Below are 16,600 nucleotides of genomic sequence, written 5' to 3' on the forward strand. Positions count from 1 at the left end.
GACCCCGGAGGACCTACCTCCATCTCCTGCACAGCACCGCTTCCAGAAGCTCCTACATCGACGCCTCCTTCAGCGTTCGTGACACACGACCAGCACAAACACCAAACGAGCCATTACACGCTAGGACTACCTACAACCCACCCCGGCCACACTCCATACAGAACACACAACCCCAGCTCAAACCGCCGCCCACCCCGCCTTAACCACCCACGCAACTTCTCAGCAAACCCACAACACACCAGGCCAGCAAGCCCGCGATACACCAACAAGCCCCCCTCCGAGCGTCAGCGACGGGCCGGATCGGCCGCCTCGTCATCGACCGACTCCCCGACGCGGGCGTGCCGGTCCGTGCCCTCACCCGGCGCCCTGAGGCGGCGGCGACGCTGCCGGCGAAGGTCGAGGTCTTCGCCGGTGACCTCACCGTGCCCGAGTCGCTCGACCCGGCGTTGACCGGCACCGGTGCGGTCTTCCTCGTCTGGACCGCCCCACCTCGGACCGCGGAGGCAGTCGTCGAGCGGCTGGCGGCCCACGTGCGGCGGGTCGCCCTCCTCTCCTCCCCGCACCGGACGCCGCACCCCTTCTTCCAACAGCCCAACCCCATGGCGGTGCTGCACGCCCGCATCGAGCGGCTCATCGCGGCCACCGGCCTCGAGTCGACGATCATCCGGCCGGGGATGTTCGCTTCGAACTCGCTGGCCTGGTGGGCGCCCGCGATCCGGGCCGGCGAAGTCGTCCGGTGGCCTTACGGCGCTGCCGAGTCCGCACCGGTCGACGACCGCGACATCGCAGCCGTCGCGGCCCACACGCTCCATCGGGGCGGATACGTCGGAGGCGACTACGTCCTCACAGGCCCCGAATCGCTGACCCAAGCCGCGCAGGTGGACGTCATCGGTGACGCCCTGGGGCGCCGGATCGCATTCGAGGAGACAACGCCGGACGAGTTCCGAAGTCTGTGGGAGGGTACGGTGCCCAGCTCGGCCGTCGACATGCTGCTCGCCGCGTGGAGTGCGGCGGTCGGACAGCCCGCGTACATCACCACTGCGGTGGCCGACATCCTCGGGACGGCGCCGCGAACGTTTCGCCAGTGGGCCGTCGACCACGCCAACGCGTTCGCGGAGGGTTCGTAACCTCGTCGACCGCGACCCCTCCGGGCGGATGGGCGGCGTTCTCGGCCGTGGCTCGGATGAACTCCTTCCCTGGCAGCGAGATGGGCCCGAGCTCTGTGCGGATGCCGCTCCAGCCTCCCCAGGGGCAGCATGCCTCCGGCCGGCCGGCCGCACACGCTCGACGCGCAGTCCGGGCACGGCATTCGCGCACCGCCATCCGTGCCCCCGTCTCAACGGGGGAGACCTCGCAAGGAACCGACCGCTGATCTCGTTTCCGGCCACCGGCGCCACCAGCACAGTGGTAGCGCTGCCCGGTGCAACCGTGGTGGCGGACCGCCGCGGCCTCCGGCTGCGTCGCGCTGTGCCTGGTCGTCATCGCGCTGCGGTCGGTCCTTCCCCAGGAGCCCGCTCACCGGTCCGTCCGTGAAGCGGGTCGGGCTCTACCGTTGCCGGGGCTCGGCGGCGGTGGCATCTACCGGCGGCGTGGCTCCCGCACCGGGACCACAGGCCTCGCGCCACCGCCTCAAAAGCTGTATCAGGTCCTGTGATGGGTGACGCTCCGTGCGCCACAAGGCGACTGGGCTGTGTCTCCATTCCGATGCTGGGGTGTGCCGGATCGCGCCAGGCCGGCAGTCTGAGAACGGGGCCTCTCAGGTGCGGAGCTCCGCCAGATGCTGGACCAGTATCTCGCGCGCCTGCTGTGGGCTCAGCCGAGTTGGCCGGGCCAGCAGTTGCACCACCATTCCGTCGAGCAGGGCGTGCAGCCGCGCTGTTTCCGCCGTGCGTGTGCGCTCCGCGCCGAGCTCCCCCAACTCCTCCAGCGCAACCACGGCACTCTCCACCGCGCCGCGGATCAGCTCGTCGACCTCGGAGCGGCGTTGCGCGGCCGAGGGGTCGCGACGCGCGAGTGCCACCAACGCGAACCAGGCCTCGGATTCCAGCCGGCGCTCGTCGTCCAGCGGCAGCAACTGTTCCAGGTGGGCCTGTACCAGTTGTGGCGACAGCGAGCCTGCGGTGGTGTTGGCGTGGCCGATCCGCTGCCGCACCGACTCCACCACGAAGTCGATGGCGAACAGCACCATCTCGCTCTTGTCCGGGAAGTAGTGCCGCAACGCTCCGGCCGACCAGGCGGACTCCTCGGCCACCGAGCGAACGGTCACTGCGTCGAAACCGTCGCGCAGCGCGACGCGCCACAGGGCGCCGGCCAGCTCTGCGCGGCGCCCCTCGTGATCTACGACCTTTGGCACCCGACCATTATCGCACAGACGTGTTACATTATTTTTCTGACACGACTGTGTCAAATAACGAGGGGGGCAGATCATGAACCGATCTCGTCGGGCTCCGTGGTGGGTCTACGCCGTCGCCATCGGCGGTCTCAACATCGCCCGTCAAGTCGTCTTTCCGCCCTCGCGGGTGGGCACCGCGGTGACCGTCGGCCTGTTCTTCGTGGTTCTGCTGATCGGCTCTGCCGTCGGCACGATCCTGGGGGCGCTCATCGCGCCACGCGGTCGCGAATGAGGGTTGTCGGTAGCCAGCCTTCCGCCACGGCAAGCGGACGCGCGGCGCTCCTCGGCACCCTCCCCGTAGCCTGCCCCGGCGCCCTCCGCGGTGCCGTCCGGTGCGGTCCATGCGAAGTCGTCCGGGTACGGCCGGCGCAGTGTCGGCAGCATCGCGACGGCGGTCCGCACGGGCGCGAACGCCGCCCGGGCGGTGAGGAGGTACCAGCGAACCCCGCGCAGCGGCCGCCCGGCGTGCTTGTGGGCAGTAGGTACGTTCCGCGGGTCACGTAAGTGCGCTCCGGGAAGGACGAGTCCGGCAGGACAGGGGCGAACCGCGCGTCGACGTTCGGCGCTCCGGCGATCTCGAAGGGCTGCGTCGTCCCGCGGCCCTCAGAGACGTTGGTGCCCTCGAAGAGGCAGGTGCCGGGGTAGACGGCGTGGTCGCGCGCGGCGGGGTGTTCGGCGAAGGCGGCGACCCCCGGCAGACCGGTGGCCCCGGCGTCCATGGCCGGCCGCGACGCCGTGACGGCGGTGGCGTTGTCGGACTCGTCTGCAAGGGTGGTCGGTGTGGGGCGGGGCGCGGGAGGGCGACATGGGGACGGGACCGGGGGACGGCTGGGAGGGCGGCGTCGACTGGGAGGGCTGGCGCGACCACCGGGACATCCGGCGACGGCTCGACCAGGGCGCCGATCCGGAGGCGCTGCCGTGCGGGGAACGGCCCCTGCACCGGGCCGTGGCGTTCGGCTCGCCCGAGGTCGTCGCGGAGCTGGCCGGGCGCGTCGCCGACATCGACGCCCTGGAGGACGGTACGACCGCGCTGTGGGAGGCGGTGGTCGGGCACCGGCCGGAGATCGCACGCGTCCTCGTCGCCGCGGGAGCCGACCCGTGGCGGCCGGTGCTGGCCGGCTGGTCACCGGGGCGGCTGAGCCTGGCCGGTCCCACACCGGACCTGTTCCCGCTGCCCGAGGGCGAACCGGGGCTCAGCGAGCAGGAGTTCGCAGCGGCGCGGGAAGGCCGGCGGCGGATCGCGGCCCTGGCCGACGTCGGCTACTACGACGGCACGGGACTGGCCTGCGTGGCCGGCATCGACGCGCGGGAGACCGTACGGCGTCTGACGGCGGTGCCGCCGGACGCCGGGCTGCTCGCCGAGCTCCTGGACGACCCGTACGGGGTCGACACGGACGACAGCCTGCGCATCGTCGGGGTGACGACCGTACCGGGCGGTTGCGTCGTCACCCAGCCCTGGGGGTACGGGCCGCAGATGCCGGGCGTACAGGCCCTGCTCTCCGCCGGCACCGTCTGCTACGGCATGTACGCCAACCCCAAGAGCGGCAACCAGGGCAGCCTCGTGCGCGACGGTGTCGTCGACGGCTGGGACCTGCACCCCGGCGGGGGCCCGTGCACCGGTATGCCTTCCGAAGAGGTCCTCACCGCGTACATCTACGGCTCCCACGCGATCGCCGAGTGCTGCGCCCACGCGGGTCTCTTCCCCGCCGACCCGCGGCCCTTCACCGGGCCCCCCGACCTGTGGGTGGAACTCCCCGAGCGCGACTACTGGCAGCACTGACCGGTACCACTTCCGAGGGCGCCCCGCGTCGGCCCGGCAGGTGCGCGCAAGCCGCTGCCCGCCCCGCCCGTCCCCCGGGTGCGGCGGGCCGTGCACGGCTCGGGGGAGGGGCGGGCGGTGAACGAACCAGGGTCCTTCCGTGTCGTTGCAACAACCGAACCGGAGGAGTCCCATGAGTACTGGGCGTTTACCCGCCCGCCCGCTGTCCGCCGCCGCGCTGACGGGTGCCGCGCTGTGCCTCGTGACCGCGTGCGGCGGCACCGCCGAGTCCGTACGGAGCCACGCGGCCGTTGGGCCCCGGCACACCGCCGCAGGCGGGACGATCGCGTGGCGGGAACCCGCCGCCTACGGCTACACGTTGACGTCGACGACGGAGGCGCTGGCCGGGCGGTTCCGGGTCCAGGTGCGCTACGGCAAGGTGACCGAGCTGGCCGGGCTGGACGAGGACAGCCGGCGCCAGGTCCGCGAACACGCCGAGGTGCCCACGATCGGCGCGCTGTTGCGCGGCTGGAACAAGCCCGCGAGGAGCACGCCGAGACGGCGCAGGCGCGGTACGCCGCCGACGGGCACCCCGTGCGCGTCTCCCTCGACTGGAGCCGCAACGCCGTCGACGACGAGGCGCTCTACCTCGTCAGCGCCTACACCCCCGCCCCCACCGGGTGAACCGGCCCTGAGACGCCCGGCCCGCCGTCGCGCGGCCCGGGCGCAGCCCCGCCGGTCCTCGGCAGCAACGGCTCCGGCTGGGCCCACTCGCCGTTCGTCAGATGCCCCGGTTGCGGCTGCTCTGCTGTGTCCCTTGGACGGTGTGAAGGAGGCAGGGACGGGCGGGACGGGTGGCGGGCCGCGGCCGGGGACCGGGGCGCGCTCAGTCGGCTGCGCGGCGGATACCGCCCCCGGCCCGGACCCGAATGAGGTCTCTCCGGCCGGTCGGCCGCCGGCGTGGCTCAGGAGTAGGTCATCGGGCAGCCGTACCGCAGGGAGTACTGCGCGGCGCGCAGGTAGAGCGCCACGTAGAAGGCCGCGTCCCGGTCCTCGGCCCACGGTCCCGGCCGCACCCTGGCGGTCCGCTTCGCCCCGCCTTCCAGGAACCAAGAGCTCAGTGCGAGGTTCTCGCCCGCCGGTATCGCGTCCACGGGCAGTGCGACGGCGTCGGCCAGCCGCTCGGCCAGGGCGAGCACCCGCGGGGCCCCGGCGACCGCTGTCTGTTCGCCGGAGTAGGCGGTGGCGACGGGGAGCACGATCTCCTCCTCCAGCGCGAACGGCACCAGCACGCTCCAGCCGAGGAGGGCCGACAGCTCCGCGTCGGTCAGTCGCTTCCTGCACAGCGTCACAAAGCCGTCCATGGAGGGGCTGACCTTCTCCTCGAACCAGCCCGGCGCCTCCCGCGCGGCCTGCCTCAGCTCGTACGGGGGCAGCCCGCGCCGCTCCAGTTCGGTGTTCAGCGCGGCGGCGAGGTCCCCGTACCCGTCCTCTCCCCGTTGCGACCAGTCCTGCGCGGTGACACACACCAGATAGACACCCATGATCGCAACGTACCGGCCACCACCGACAACGTCCCGGCCCCGCGCTCCTGGGGGTGCACGACGCAGCTCGTCGAGCGATCCGTCGACTCCGTGCTCGGCCGAGAGGCCACACTCGTCTCTTGCCTGTCCGACCTGGGACGCACCACGCTTGTCACGCTGCTGGACAAACTGATGACCGACGTCCGACGGCGACGGCCACCAAGGGGAATTCCCCCCCCCCGCTGTGGGACCGATTCGTCGAGTCGATCTCCACCCGTGGTCCGACCCGCGCGGCCTGGACCCCGCACCGGCGGGACCCCCGCCCACACGCCGCCCCTGATGGCCCCCCTGCGCGTGGCCTCCCCCTCGTTCAGCGGTTGTCGTAGGCCGTGCGAGCGGCGTCGATGTCCGGCAGGTGCGTGATGCTCCATTCGAGCAGCGGCGCGGTGGCTTCGCGCAGACTCCGCCCCATCGAGGTCAGTTCGTAGCTGACGTGCGGCGGCATGACATTGCGGACCGTGCGCGTCAGGATGCCGTCGCGTTCGAGGTCGCGCAGCGTCACGGTGAGCATGCGCTGGCTGATGCCGTCGATGGCCCGCTTGAGCTCGGTGAAGCGCAACGGCTCGTCCTTGAGCATGCGCACGATCAACAGCGCCCACTTGTCCCCGACGATCCCGAGGACTTCACGGGCCTGGCACGGGTCCTGCACGGTTACCTCCTGACAACCGAGGCACCGAAAAGTGCCGTATTGCCTGGGGCGCGTCGCGGGGATCACGATGTTCGCGGTTACCAAAGAGTACCGAGGCACGAGGAGGAACCACACGGCCATGGCCACATTCCTGTTGGTACACGGCGCCTGGCACAACGGGCGAAGCTGGGACCGGGTGGTCCCGCTGCTGGAGGCGGCCGGGCACCGGGTGTTCGCGCCCTCGCTGACCGGTTACGGCGACAAGGCGCACCTGTTGAGCCCCGAGGTCGGGCTCGGTACCCACATCGACGACGTCGTCGGCCTGATCGAGGACGAGCACCTCCACGACGTCGTGCTCGTCGGGCACAGCTACGCCGGGATGGTCATCTCGGGAGTCGCCAACCGGGTCCCGAAGCGGATCGCGCATCTGGTGTTCCTCGACGCGATGGTGCCCGAGGACGGCGAGACCGCCGTCGACGTCCTCCCGGTCACCAGGCGGCTCATCGACCTCGCCGTGGACGGCTGGCGGGTTCCGCCGATGCCCGAGCAGCCGCCGCCGCTCGGCCTGTTCGGCGTCACCGATCCCGACGACCTCGCCTGGTTGCGCTCCATGCTGTCGGACCAGCCGGTGCGGTGCCTGCGGGAGCCGGTCCTGCTGGACGACCCGGCCGCGCGCACGATCCCGCGCACACACATCCACTGCCTGGAGGGTCAGCCGGCGGACATCACCCGGCGCCCCGTCCCGGCAGGCGAACGAGTACGTGAGCTGCCGACCGGTCACGACTGCATGATCACCATGCCCGTCGAGCTCAGCGCGCTGCTGCTCGACACCCATGGTGATCACCGATCCGCGCGGCCACTCAGCCGAAGGTGACGGTGTCGCTGAGGGCGATCGGGCCTTCCCCCGACGTGTTCCATGCCGAGATCATGACGACGTACTCACCCGGTGGCATCTTCGGGATGATGGTGATGTTCGAGGTTCCGGAGACGCTGAAACTCCGGGTGATCCCCAGCGGCGCGGACTTGTCCCACATGTACACGGCGTACGCGGTGATCCCGTCACTGTACTTACCGGTGGGCGGATCCCAGGTCAGAACCCCGCCGTTGGTGCCGGCGGTGGCCTTCACGTTCCTGGGATAACCGGGAGTGGTGGGGTGGGCGGTGCCGCGCGTGGTGTCGGACCAGTCCGACAGGACGGTGTCCCCCGAGGCCGCCCGGACCCGAAGTTCGTAGGTGTGTCCCTCGAAGATCTGGCCGTAGTACTGGCGGCTCATGTCCCACCGGTTGGTCGCGGGGTGGGCCCAGTTCCACTCCCCGTTCGGGTTCGCGGTGGTGTCGCGCCACTGCACCTGGTAGCCGTGCGCGCCGAACACCTTGTCCCAGGTGAGGGTGACACCCTGCTGGGTGCCGTCGAAGCTGACGTCAGTCGGGGTGGCGAGGAACCGCTCGTCGACGTCGACCGGGTTCGGGGGCGGTTCGGTGCCGATGCCGAACTTGTCGTGCAGGGTCGATGCGAAGGCGTGCGCGATGCGGTACTCCCCGAGGTTGTCGGGGTGCAGTCCGTCGTAGGTGGTGTCGCAGGAGGTGGCGGAAGAGTCGCAGCCCATGGCCTTGTCGAGGTCGGCGAGGACCACCGGCGAGGCGTCGGTGCTCCACTCCTTCACCTTGTCGGCGAGCGCGGCGTCGTAGGCGCGGGTGCGCTCTCCGAGGTGTGGGTTGGCGCTGCCCAGGGTGGTGCGCTGCGGCACGTTGGCAATGACCAGTCGTATGCCGGGGTTGACCTTGCGGGCGTTGTCGATGAACTTCTTCATCGTCTCGGTGAGGTCTGCGCCGGCGCCGGTCCACCCGATGTCGTTGAAGCCCAGCTCGACCAGCAGTGTGTCCGGAAGCTTCCTCTGGGCCTTCAGGTCTTCCATGACCGACGTGATGGTGGGGACGTCCTGTTCCAGCCGGCGGCCCCACATCGCGTAGTGCTCGGCGCCGCTCTTGAGGAAGGCGGGGCTGACGTCCCGCGCGTAGGCGCCGTCCGAGGTCACGGGCGGGTGTTCCGACGGCGGTTCGCCGTCGTAGGGAGGAGGCGGCTGGGGTGCCTCGGGTTCGTCGGGAGCCACGGTTCCGTGCAGCGGCCCGACGAACTCGGCCTTCCAGTTCTGCGTGCGGGCCCACTGCCACAAGCGGTAGCGCCAGGTGTGGTCGCCCTCGAAGCCGTTGCTGATCGAGTCGCCGACCACCATCACCCGCTGGGGCGGGCCGCTCGTGTTCCCGCCCGAGGGATCCGTCCCGTCGACGCCGCTGCCGTCGTCCACCATGTCGACGGGGTTCACCTCGACGGCGTCGGGATCGACGATGGTGCCGTCCCACCACAGCTTGGTCAGCTCGGCGGCGTAGCCGTTGGTCATGGTTTTGTAGCCGTCCGCGTTGGGCACCCCGTCGGCGGACTCCCCGGTGTCCACCTGGCCGGTGTCTCGTCCGAAGTCGAGCGGCACCTGCCGGATCCGGTGCCCCGTGTGAAGCTGGGCGGCGATGACCGCGCTCGCCCTCGAGACGTAGGAGCCGGTTCCGGTGTACATCTCCTCCCGGACGGCTGGTGTCCCGGACGGGACCGGATCACCCACCAGCACGGTCGTGTTGGGCAGGACGATGTAGACCTGGTCGAGCAACTTGCCCAGCCGGTCCGCCTCCTCGCCGGCCGTCGGCCCGTTCTTCTTCGCCAGGTCGTTGGCGACGTCCACCTGCAGCAGGACGACGTTGGGCTTGTACGTGCGCAGATCACCGTCCAGGTGCCGGCGCAGTTCGTCGATACCTGCGCCGGGGAATGCTTCTTCCTGATTGTCGTCGTCCGCGACGTTCCCCCTGCTCACGACGCCGACATAGTCGAAGGTGGGAGTGCCGGCGTTCGCCGCCGTCGCCCTCGGCGAACCGGCGGCCGCCGCGGTCCTCGCCGCACGGGCCGTCGGGGACCAGACCTGGGTGCACCCGTCGCTGTAGGACTGCACCACGCACCGGTCCAGTGGGCCGCGCATGCCCGCGTAGTCGAAGGGATTCTGGCCCACGTTGTGGCCGTCGATCGCGTACCCACCGACCGGCATCGTGGCCAACTGCGTCCGGTCGGCGTCCTGGCGGCCGGTCTGGGGGACGAAGTGCACCGGATCGTGATCGGAGCCGCCCTGGTTGGGCTGCACCCTCGCCTCGAAGCTGCCGTGACCGGTGCTCGTGACGGCGAAGTCGAGTTCTTGCTGCTCCCCGTCCGGGCTGCGGTGGGTGGTGTCCTCTGACATCGAACATGGACTGATTGCCAGGGAAGTTGGACAACCGCTACGTTCCTGCCATTGATGTTGGACCGATGGGGCTGGGGGCAGGGTGGGGGCGCCGGCTCTTGCGTACGGGAATGCTGCGTTATCAAGCTTTGAGCTGGACTTTCTTGACCGCGGGCGTCGGCGACGACAGCCCTTGGGGCAGGGATGGAGTACACCGTTCGAGGCAGCGGCACCGGTCCGGGACTTCCGTTGGACCAAGGGCGTCGAGAGCTTCGCTGGCTGGTACTACTGCGCGACGGCTCGGGATCACGTCGGCTACGAGTCGTGGCTGGAGCGGGACCACCTGATCCTGATGGACCGTGACCCGCAGGTAGTGGGCGTCGCCTCGCAGCCGTTCTGGCTGCACTGGCACGACGGCACCCGGAAGCGCCGGCATGCGCCGGACTACTTCGTGCGGCTGGCCGACGGCCGAGGCCGCGTCGTGGATGTCCGGGCCGACCATCAGGTCGATGATGCTGCGGCCGAGTCGTTCGAGGCGACGGAGCTTGCCTGCCGGGCGGTGGGCTGGGAGTTCGTCCGGGCCGGGACGCCCGATCCGGTCTTCATGGCGAACATGCGGTGGCTGGCCCGCTACCGGCGGCGCCGGTGTCTGCGGTGGTTGATCGCGGCACGGCTGCTGGAGTCCTTTGAGGAGCCCGCGCCGCTGCTGGAAGGGGCCTTGGCGGCAGGTGACCGGCTGGTGGTGCTGCCGGTGTTGTTCCACCTGATCTGGTCCGGTGTCCTGACTGCGGACCTGCGGGGCGAGTTGCTGCACGACCACAGCCTCGTCTGGACGGAACGGGGACGGTGAACGCAATGCGACGGCCAGCGGGCATCGAGGTCGGGGCCTGGATCCGATTCGGCGGGCAGGTCCGCGCGGTGACCGCGGTGACCACGACGACGGTCACGCTGACCGACACGGATGGGCCGGCGCTGGCCGTTGAGCTCGACGCACTGCTACGCGGGGAGGACTTCGCGGTCGTCGACGTCCCGGTGCGCCAGCCGCTGCCAACGGCCTCGCTGCTGGAGACGTTCCCGAAGCCGGTGAGGGAAAAGGCTCTGTGGTGGGAGAGCCACATCCTGGAGGTCCTGCACGGGCTGCCGCCCGGAGCGGAGCCGGGAACGTCGCCGCGGCCCGAGTACGGGCCGGACCGCTCGCTGACGGCCCGGCAGCGGGCCAAGGCCGCGGAGCTGACCGCTGCCGGGCACAAAGTGGCTGCTCAGACGGTCGCCAACTACCGGCGCCGCTACCAGGCCGACGGGATCGTCGGACTCGCGGACCACCGTCCGGTCCGCAAGAAGCGCGAGTTCGGGGCCGTGGACGACGCCGTGGTCGCGGCCATGCGGCAGGCCGTCGCCGAGGCGACGGACGCCTCGACCCGTCGGGGAACGTTCCTGCTCTGGCGGACCGCCGAGATCCTCCGGCAGACGCCCGCCGGCCAGGCGGTCAAGCTGCCGTCCGAGCGGACCCTCTACCGGCTGCTGGACAAGCTCACCCGGAACACGCACACCTTCAGCTCGGCCACAACCCGCAGGTCACGGGCCCACGGCGCCAGCGGCGAATTCGGCGAGCTGCCGGTGTTCGCGCCGGGCGAGGTGATGCAGATCGACTCCACCCCGCTCGACGTCCTGGTCCTCCTGGACAACGGCGTGATCGGCAAGGTCGAGCTCACGGCCATGATCGACGTCGCGACACGGTCGCTGACCGCGGCGGTACTGCGGCCCACCACGAAGGCGGTCGACGCCAGCGTGCTGCTGGCCCGCACCGTCACCCCGGAGCCGATGCGGCCCGGCTGGGTCGACGCGCTGAAGATGTCCCGGTCGGTGCTGCCGCACCGGCGTCTGCTGACGCTGGACGAACGGCTCGAGCATGCCGCAGCCCGGCCCGTGATTGTCCCGGAGACGATCGTCTGCGACCACGGCAAGGTCTTCATCTCGCGGAACTTCAAGTCGTCCTGCCGCTTCCTGGAGATCGACTTCCTGCCCACCCACAAGGGCTCGCCGTTCGAGAAGGGGCACATCGAGCGGATGCTCGGCTCGGTGGCTTCGCTGTTCGCCCAGTTCCTGCCCACCTACACCGGCCGCAGCCCCGAGCACCGCGGCCGGAACCTGGACCAGGGCCGGGCCTGGTCCCTGCTCGAACTCCAGGACCTCCTGGACGAGTGGATCGTCGCGAAGTGGCAGAACCGGCCGCACGACGGGCTGCGCGATCCGTCCCACCCGGGCCGGCTGTTCACGCCGAACGAGAAGTACGCCGCCCTTGTCGAGGCCTGCGGCTACGTCCCGGTCGCCCTGGACGGCGCCGACTACATCGAGCTGCTGCCGGCCGAGTGGCGGGCGGTCAACGACTACGGCATCAAGATCAAGAACCGCACCTACAACAGCGCTGAACTCGGCCCGATGCGCCGTCGGCACTCCGGTGTCACGGCCAAGCGCGGCCTCTGGGAGATCCACCGAGACCCCTACGACGTCTCCCGGATCTGGGTCCGCGACCACCGCGGCCGCGGCGAGTGGGTGCCTGCCGTCTGGAAGCACCTGAAGCGCGTCCCGGTGCCCTTCGGCGAGCTGGCCTGGGACCACGAGGCCCGCAAGCTGCCCGGCGCCACCGAGGCCGAGATCGCCGACGCTGTCGCCGCCCTGCTGACCCGGGCCCACGCCGGCCCTGGCCGGCCCCCGGAGGGCCAGGCCGCGAAGAGGGACCGCCGGGTCGCGGCCCGCACCAAGGCCGCCCGCCCGTCCACGCCTCTGCCTCCGGCGGCTCCTGAGCCGGAACCGGTGAACGAACCCGCCACCGAGGAGCCGGCCGAGTCGGAGAAGCTGGCTGAGGTGATCCCGCTCGGCCTGTTCGACCCGCTGGAGAACCCCTGGAGGCGTTCATGACGATGCCGGACACCACGGACACGGACGCCGCCCGGCATCTGACCACCAGGGAAGGCTGGCACGCGTTCACCTCGCAGCGGCCCTCACCACCCGCGCTGCTGAGCGAGGACGAGTACGCGGCCCTGTCCGGCGCCGAGCTGGACCGCTACAACGAAGACCGTCTCGACCATCACGCCCGCCTGCTGGTGGTGGCCACTTCCACCGTCCGGCACACGGTGACCAGCGGCCGCCGGCTCGTCCTGCTGAACCGGCACGCGGTCAGCGCCCGCCGCGGTCTGATCATCTCCGGCCCGGCCGGGACCGGGAAGACCATCGCGATCACCCAGCTCGGTCTCGCGCACGAACTACAGGACCGGGCACGGCACCCGGATGTCGACGACCGCATCCCCGTCGTCTATGTCACCGTCCCGCCGGCCGCGACGCCACGCATGATCGCGGTCGAGTTCGCCCGCTTCCTGGGCCTGCCGACGACCGGCAAGTCCAACATCACCGACATCATCGACTCGGTCGTCGGCGTCTGCACCAAGGCTCGCACCGGCCTCGTCCTGGTCGACGAGCTGCACAACATCTCGTTGACCACCCGCCACGGCGCCGAAGTCGCCGACACCCTCAAGTACTTCTCCGAACGCATCGCTGCCACGTTCATCTACGCCGGCATCGACATCGAGCACAGCAGCCTGCTCTCCGGGACCCGCGGAGCCCAGATCGCGGGACGCTTCACCTTGATCCCCACCCATCCCTTTCCCTACGGCCAGGAGTGGAAAGGGCTGGTCAGCACCATGGAGGGGACGCTGCTGCTGCACCGTCACGCTCCCGGCACGCTGGTCAAGCTCGATCGCCTCCTGCACAAGCGGACCGGCGGCATGATCGGCGCGCTCTCCCACCAGATCCGCGGAGCCGCGATCGACGCGGTCCTTACCGGCACCGAACGGATCACCCAGGAGAGCCTGGAGGCCGTCCCGCTCGACGTCGCCGCCCAGTCCCCGGCGCTGTTGGCCGAGGCGAGGGACAGATGGTGACCAGCACGCCCCGCAGCACCGTCCCGGTCAGGCAGCTCCCCATCCAGCTCCGCCCGCGATCGGGCGAGGGACGCACCGCGTTCATCGAACGTCTGGCCACCGCGAACTTCCTCCGGCCCAGCTACCTACGCGCCTACCTACGCGACCCGGACTCCCCGCGGACCGCCCCGACCTGGGAACGCCTGGGCGCCGTCACTGGCCGCGACTCAGTCCATCTGCGGGAGATCCTGGAGAGGAGACAGTGCGTCGAGTGCGGAAGGCCCCTGCCGATCGGGGACTACCTCACGGCTCGTCGACGGTGCTCCCAGGCCTGCCGCCAGAAGAGCTACCGCAAGCGCCACCCCAAGCCGCTGAAGACCGTCCCGAACACGAACTGCCAGGCATGCGGCAAGAGGCTTTCCAACCGCCGACAGCCGCGTCAGTACTGCTCACGCGCTTGCTCGCAAACTGCCTACCGCACGCGGCGGAACGCAGCGTTCCCGCCGCAGATCCGGGCCAAAAGCTGCCGGGCCTGCGAGGCCCCTCTCATCTCCGGCCCCACCAACAAGCTCTACTGCTCACAGCGTTGCGCCCGCTGGTCCTACATCAACCGGCGCCTCGACCGCGGTCTCCCACCCCTGCCTCAGCCAGCCGCAGACATCCCCCGGGGCCACCAACCGGACTGCTGCGTCGTCTGCGGGGGACCGCTCACCTTGGGATCCACCCGGCAGATCCGCCTGACCTGCTCAGGCTCCTGCCGAGCAAAGCGGGCCTACTGGCGCAAGAAGAAGCTCACCACCACATGACCGGTCCAACTTCACTGGCAAACAATCCAACTTCGATGTCAGAGGACAGGTGGGCCGGCCGCTGGCCAGGATGCGGGGCGTGCGGCCGTCCGGCGTCGCGATGACGTCCTGGTACATGCGGCCGACCAGGGTGGTCGGGCGGGTGTTGAAGTCCGCGCCCACCGTCCAGTTGCGACGCGGGTCGTCGCCCTCGACGGCTTCTCCGATGCGGGCGAGCATGCCGATGGCGTCGCCGCCGCCGCCGCTGAGCGCGTGGAAGCTGAAGTACCAGTCCTCACCCAGTCGGATGCCGATGGCGGGTCGTCCGTAGGCTCCGCCGTGCGGGTTGTCCACGACCATGGCCGCGTCGACCGGGGTTCTCGACATCACGATGGTGTTCACCCGGCCGCCCGGTCTCAGCCGGTCATGGGTCTGGAGGAAGACTATGTACCAGTCCGAGGACCGTTGACTCGTGCGCCATCGGGCGTAGGTGACCAGTTGGTTGTTCTCGGTGCCCGGCGGATTGGGCAGTATCTCGGCGCTGTTGGGCACATCCGGCCCCGCCTCCTGGAGCATGACCACCTCGGACCGGGCGCCGGTGAGGATGCGCGGAAGGTAATCCGTCCACACACTCCTGCCCTGCGAGGTCTCTCCCTGCATGTTCCAGGTGAGGAAGGGAGTCTGATCTAGAGGCGCCGCATGGGCCCGGCCGACGGCCAGGACGGTGAACGGCACCACCAGAAGCGCGGCCAACAACGCCTGGATGACGCCGAAGGCCACGGAGCGGACACGCGGTCTCTGTTGCCCCGCGTCGTCGGGCAACAGCGCCGGTAACGCGGTACTCGCCCGGTATGCCGGACGTGGGAAGGTGTATGCGGCCATGGGTGGACGCGTCTCCACTCTGTCGAAGTCATGCAGATGTGCGGTGCATCGGCTCGCAGCGTTCGGAACGCTCCCACCGGCCGGCCCTTTCCACGGATCGGTGTGCCGCCGCCGTTTTGGGTGACGTAATTTCAGATAGCTTCCCACGCGGCCCCGTTGCATGGGGCAGCCCACGAATCGTGGTGAGTGCGGCTCCGGACCTCCTGGTGTCAGGCGTGTCAGGCGCGTCAGGCGGGCAGGCAGGAGCCGGCCTGCTGCGCTGGTAGCGATCTGGGCGTCCAGCGGGGATCAGAACGGACGACCCCGTCGGCGCGCGGGCGTGCGGTGGTCCGTGGCCCGCGCCTCCACGCGCCGCCCGCCGGGTGACGACACGGCCGTCCCGGCCGCATTACAACTCATCTCATTTGACGAGTCGGCGGTAGCAGATGAGGGTGCAGGCGAGGCTGGTGAAGGCGAGGAAGTGCTCGGCTTTGCGTTCGTAGCGGCGGTGGAGTCGGCGGCAGCCGGCGAGCCAGGCCATGGTCCGTTCGATGGTCCAGCGATGTCGGCCGAGTCGCTGTGAGTTGTCGATGCCCTTGCGCGCGATGCGGTGCTGGATGCCTCGCTGTGCCAGCCATTGCCGCAGGTGACGGTAGTCGTAACCCTTGTCGCCGTGGAGCTTGGCGGGCCTTCGCCGACGGGGGCCGCGGCGGGATCGGATCGGGGGTATGCCCTTCACGAGCGGGACCAGGGCCTGGCTGTCGTGGACGTTGGCGCCGGAGATCCCGACGGACAGGGGCAGACCGGTCCGCTCGGTGATCAGATGGATCTTCGAGCCGTACTTGCCCCGGTCGACAGGATTCGGACCTGTCAGGTCCCCCTTTTCAGGGCCCGCATGTTGACCGAGTCGATCGCGCACCGCGACCAGTCCAGGTCGCCGCGGGAGCCGAGTTCGTCGAGGACCAGGCGGTGGAGCTTGGCCCACACCCGGGCCTTCGTCCATTCGGTGAAGCGGCGGTGAGCCGTCGCGCCGGACGGGCCGAATGAGGCCGTCGGCAGCTGCTGCCACGTGCAGCCCGAGGTCGCCACGAACACGATCGCGGCCAGCACCTCGCGGTCGCTGTGACGACGCCGGCCGCCACCTTGCGGCCGCGACGGCGCCTCCGGCGCGACCCGCTGGAACAGTTCCCACAGCTCATCCGGCACCAGCCGCTCAACGATCCCCGCCACGGCAGCAGTCTACCCAGCCAAATGAGATGACTTGTAAGACCGTGTCCTACGTGGTGAGGCGTCGTTGTTCCGGGCATGGGGCGGGGTACGTGCAGTTGGATTGTTCCGGACGGTCTGTGGGAGATCGCGAAGGCGCTGATCCCGCCGTCGAGAGTGCGGCCGCAGGGCGGCGGGACGCAGGACACGCC

The 16,600-nt window shown here is 70.2% G+C and carries 13 protein-coding genes and 2 pseudogenes; 8 read left to right on the forward strand and 7 right to left on the reverse strand.

Annotated features, from left to right (window positions below):
* Window positions 1–299 precede the first annotated feature (299 nt).
* On the forward strand, window positions 300–1,127 hold the full coding sequence (locus ACIBA9_RS37560) for an SDR family oxidoreductase (protein ID WP_399370197.1): 828 nt from the start codon (window positions 300–302) through the stop codon (window positions 1,125–1,127).
* Between the two features lie 629 nt (window positions 1,128–1,756).
* Here ACIBA9_RS37560 and ACIBA9_RS37565 read toward each other — a convergent pair.
* On the reverse strand, window positions 1,757–2,353 hold the full coding sequence (locus tag ACIBA9_RS37565) for a TetR/AcrR family transcriptional regulator (protein WP_399370176.1): 597 nt from the start codon (window positions 2,351–2,353) through the stop codon (window positions 1,757–1,759).
* A gap of 73 nt (window positions 2,354–2,426) precedes the next feature.
* Between ACIBA9_RS37565 and ACIBA9_RS37570 the strand changes: the two genes are divergently transcribed.
* Window positions 2,427–2,624 carry a hypothetical protein gene (locus tag ACIBA9_RS37570; RefSeq protein ID WP_399370201.1) on the forward strand — a complete coding sequence of 66 codons (198 nt, stop codon included), beginning with the start codon at window positions 2,427–2,429 and terminating at the stop codon, window positions 2,622–2,624.
* A gap of 116 nt (window positions 2,625–2,740) precedes the next feature.
* On the opposite strand, the pseudogene ACIBA9_RS37575 reads toward ACIBA9_RS37570, so the two are convergent.
* A pseudogene (locus ACIBA9_RS37575) lies at window positions 2,741–3,111 on the reverse strand (DUF1343 domain-containing protein); the annotation flags it as partial.
* An 86-nt stretch (window positions 3,112–3,197) separates the two neighbouring features.
* Here ACIBA9_RS37575 and ACIBA9_RS37580 point away from each other — a divergent pair.
* On the forward strand, window positions 3,198–4,172 hold the full coding sequence (locus ACIBA9_RS37580) for an ankyrin repeat domain-containing protein (protein WP_399370179.1): 975 nt from the start codon (window positions 3,198–3,200) through the stop codon (window positions 4,170–4,172).
* A 944-nt stretch (window positions 4,173–5,116) separates the two neighbouring features.
* Here ACIBA9_RS37580 and ACIBA9_RS37585 read toward each other — a convergent pair.
* Both ACIBA9_RS37585 and ACIBA9_RS37590 read right to left on the reverse strand, forming a co-directional pair.
* Entirely contained in the window at window positions 5,117–5,695 is a 579-nt protein-coding gene (locus tag ACIBA9_RS37585; protein ID WP_399370181.1) for a hypothetical protein, read from the reverse strand.
* Between the two features lie 349 nt (window positions 5,696–6,044).
* Window positions 6,045–6,383: a winged helix-turn-helix transcriptional regulator gene (locus tag ACIBA9_RS37590; protein WP_399370183.1), complete on the reverse strand. Its 339-nt coding sequence runs from the start codon at window positions 6,381–6,383 to the stop codon at window positions 6,045–6,047.
* A gap of 118 nt (window positions 6,384–6,501) precedes the next feature.
* Here ACIBA9_RS37590 and ACIBA9_RS37595 point away from each other — a divergent pair, with 118 nt between their 5' ends.
* Window positions 6,502–7,236, forward strand: a complete 735-nt coding sequence (locus ACIBA9_RS37595; RefSeq protein ID WP_399370185.1) for an alpha/beta fold hydrolase — start codon at window positions 6,502–6,504, stop codon at window positions 7,234–7,236.
* On the opposite strand, the gene ACIBA9_RS37600 is transcribed toward ACIBA9_RS37595, so the two are convergent.
* Window positions 7,223–9,640 (reverse strand): GDSL-type esterase/lipase family protein, encoded by a 2,418-nt coding sequence (locus ACIBA9_RS37600; protein WP_399370187.1) that lies wholly within the window; start codon window positions 9,638–9,640, stop codon window positions 7,223–7,225. The genes ACIBA9_RS37595 and ACIBA9_RS37600 overlap by 14 nt on opposite strands.
* Window positions 9,641–9,812: 172 nt before the next feature.
* On the opposite strand from ACIBA9_RS37600, the gene ACIBA9_RS37605 reads away from it, so the two are divergent.
* From ACIBA9_RS37605 to ACIBA9_RS37615, 3 genes are read left to right on the forward strand one after another with little or no spacing between them, the layout of a single operon-like run.
* Entirely contained in the window at window positions 9,813–10,469 is a 657-nt protein-coding gene (locus ACIBA9_RS37605) for a TnsA-like heteromeric transposase endonuclease subunit (RefSeq protein WP_399370189.1), read from the forward strand.
* Between the two features lie 5 nt (window positions 10,470–10,474).
* Complete coding sequence (locus tag ACIBA9_RS37610; RefSeq protein ID WP_399370191.1) at window positions 10,475–12,538, forward strand: Mu transposase C-terminal domain-containing protein; 2,064 nt, start codon at window positions 10,475–10,477, stop codon at window positions 12,536–12,538.
* Entirely contained in the window at window positions 12,535–13,557 is a 1,023-nt protein-coding gene (locus ACIBA9_RS37615) for a TniB family NTP-binding protein (RefSeq protein WP_399370193.1), read from the forward strand. Before ACIBA9_RS37610 ends, ACIBA9_RS37615 begins: the two co-directional genes overlap by 4 nt.
* A 725-nt stretch (window positions 13,558–14,282) precedes the next feature.
* On the opposite strand, the gene ACIBA9_RS37620 is transcribed toward ACIBA9_RS37615, so the two are convergent.
* Both ACIBA9_RS37620 and ACIBA9_RS37625 read right to left on the reverse strand, forming a co-directional pair.
* Window positions 14,283–15,203, reverse strand: a complete 921-nt coding sequence (locus tag ACIBA9_RS37620) for an endonuclease/exonuclease/phosphatase family protein (RefSeq protein ID WP_399370195.1) — start codon at window positions 15,201–15,203, stop codon at window positions 14,283–14,285.
* A 400-nt stretch (window positions 15,204–15,603) separates the two neighbouring features.
* A protein-coding gene (locus tag ACIBA9_RS37625; RefSeq protein ID WP_399370199.1) for an IS5 family transposase occupies window positions 15,604–16,403 on the reverse strand; the annotation gives its coding sequence in 2 pieces (ribosomal slippage) (window positions 15,604–16,064 and window positions 16,064–16,403; 801 coding nt in all).
* Between the two features lie 84 nt (window positions 16,404–16,487).
* Here ACIBA9_RS37625 and ACIBA9_RS37630 point away from each other — a divergent pair.
* Window positions 16,488–16,600: pseudogene (locus ACIBA9_RS37630) on the forward strand (IS5/IS1182 family transposase); the annotation flags it as partial.

The organism is Streptomyces sp. NPDC051452, from assembly GCF_044454765.1.
GTDB lineage: Bacteria > Actinomycetota > Actinomycetes > Streptomycetales > Streptomycetaceae > Streptomyces.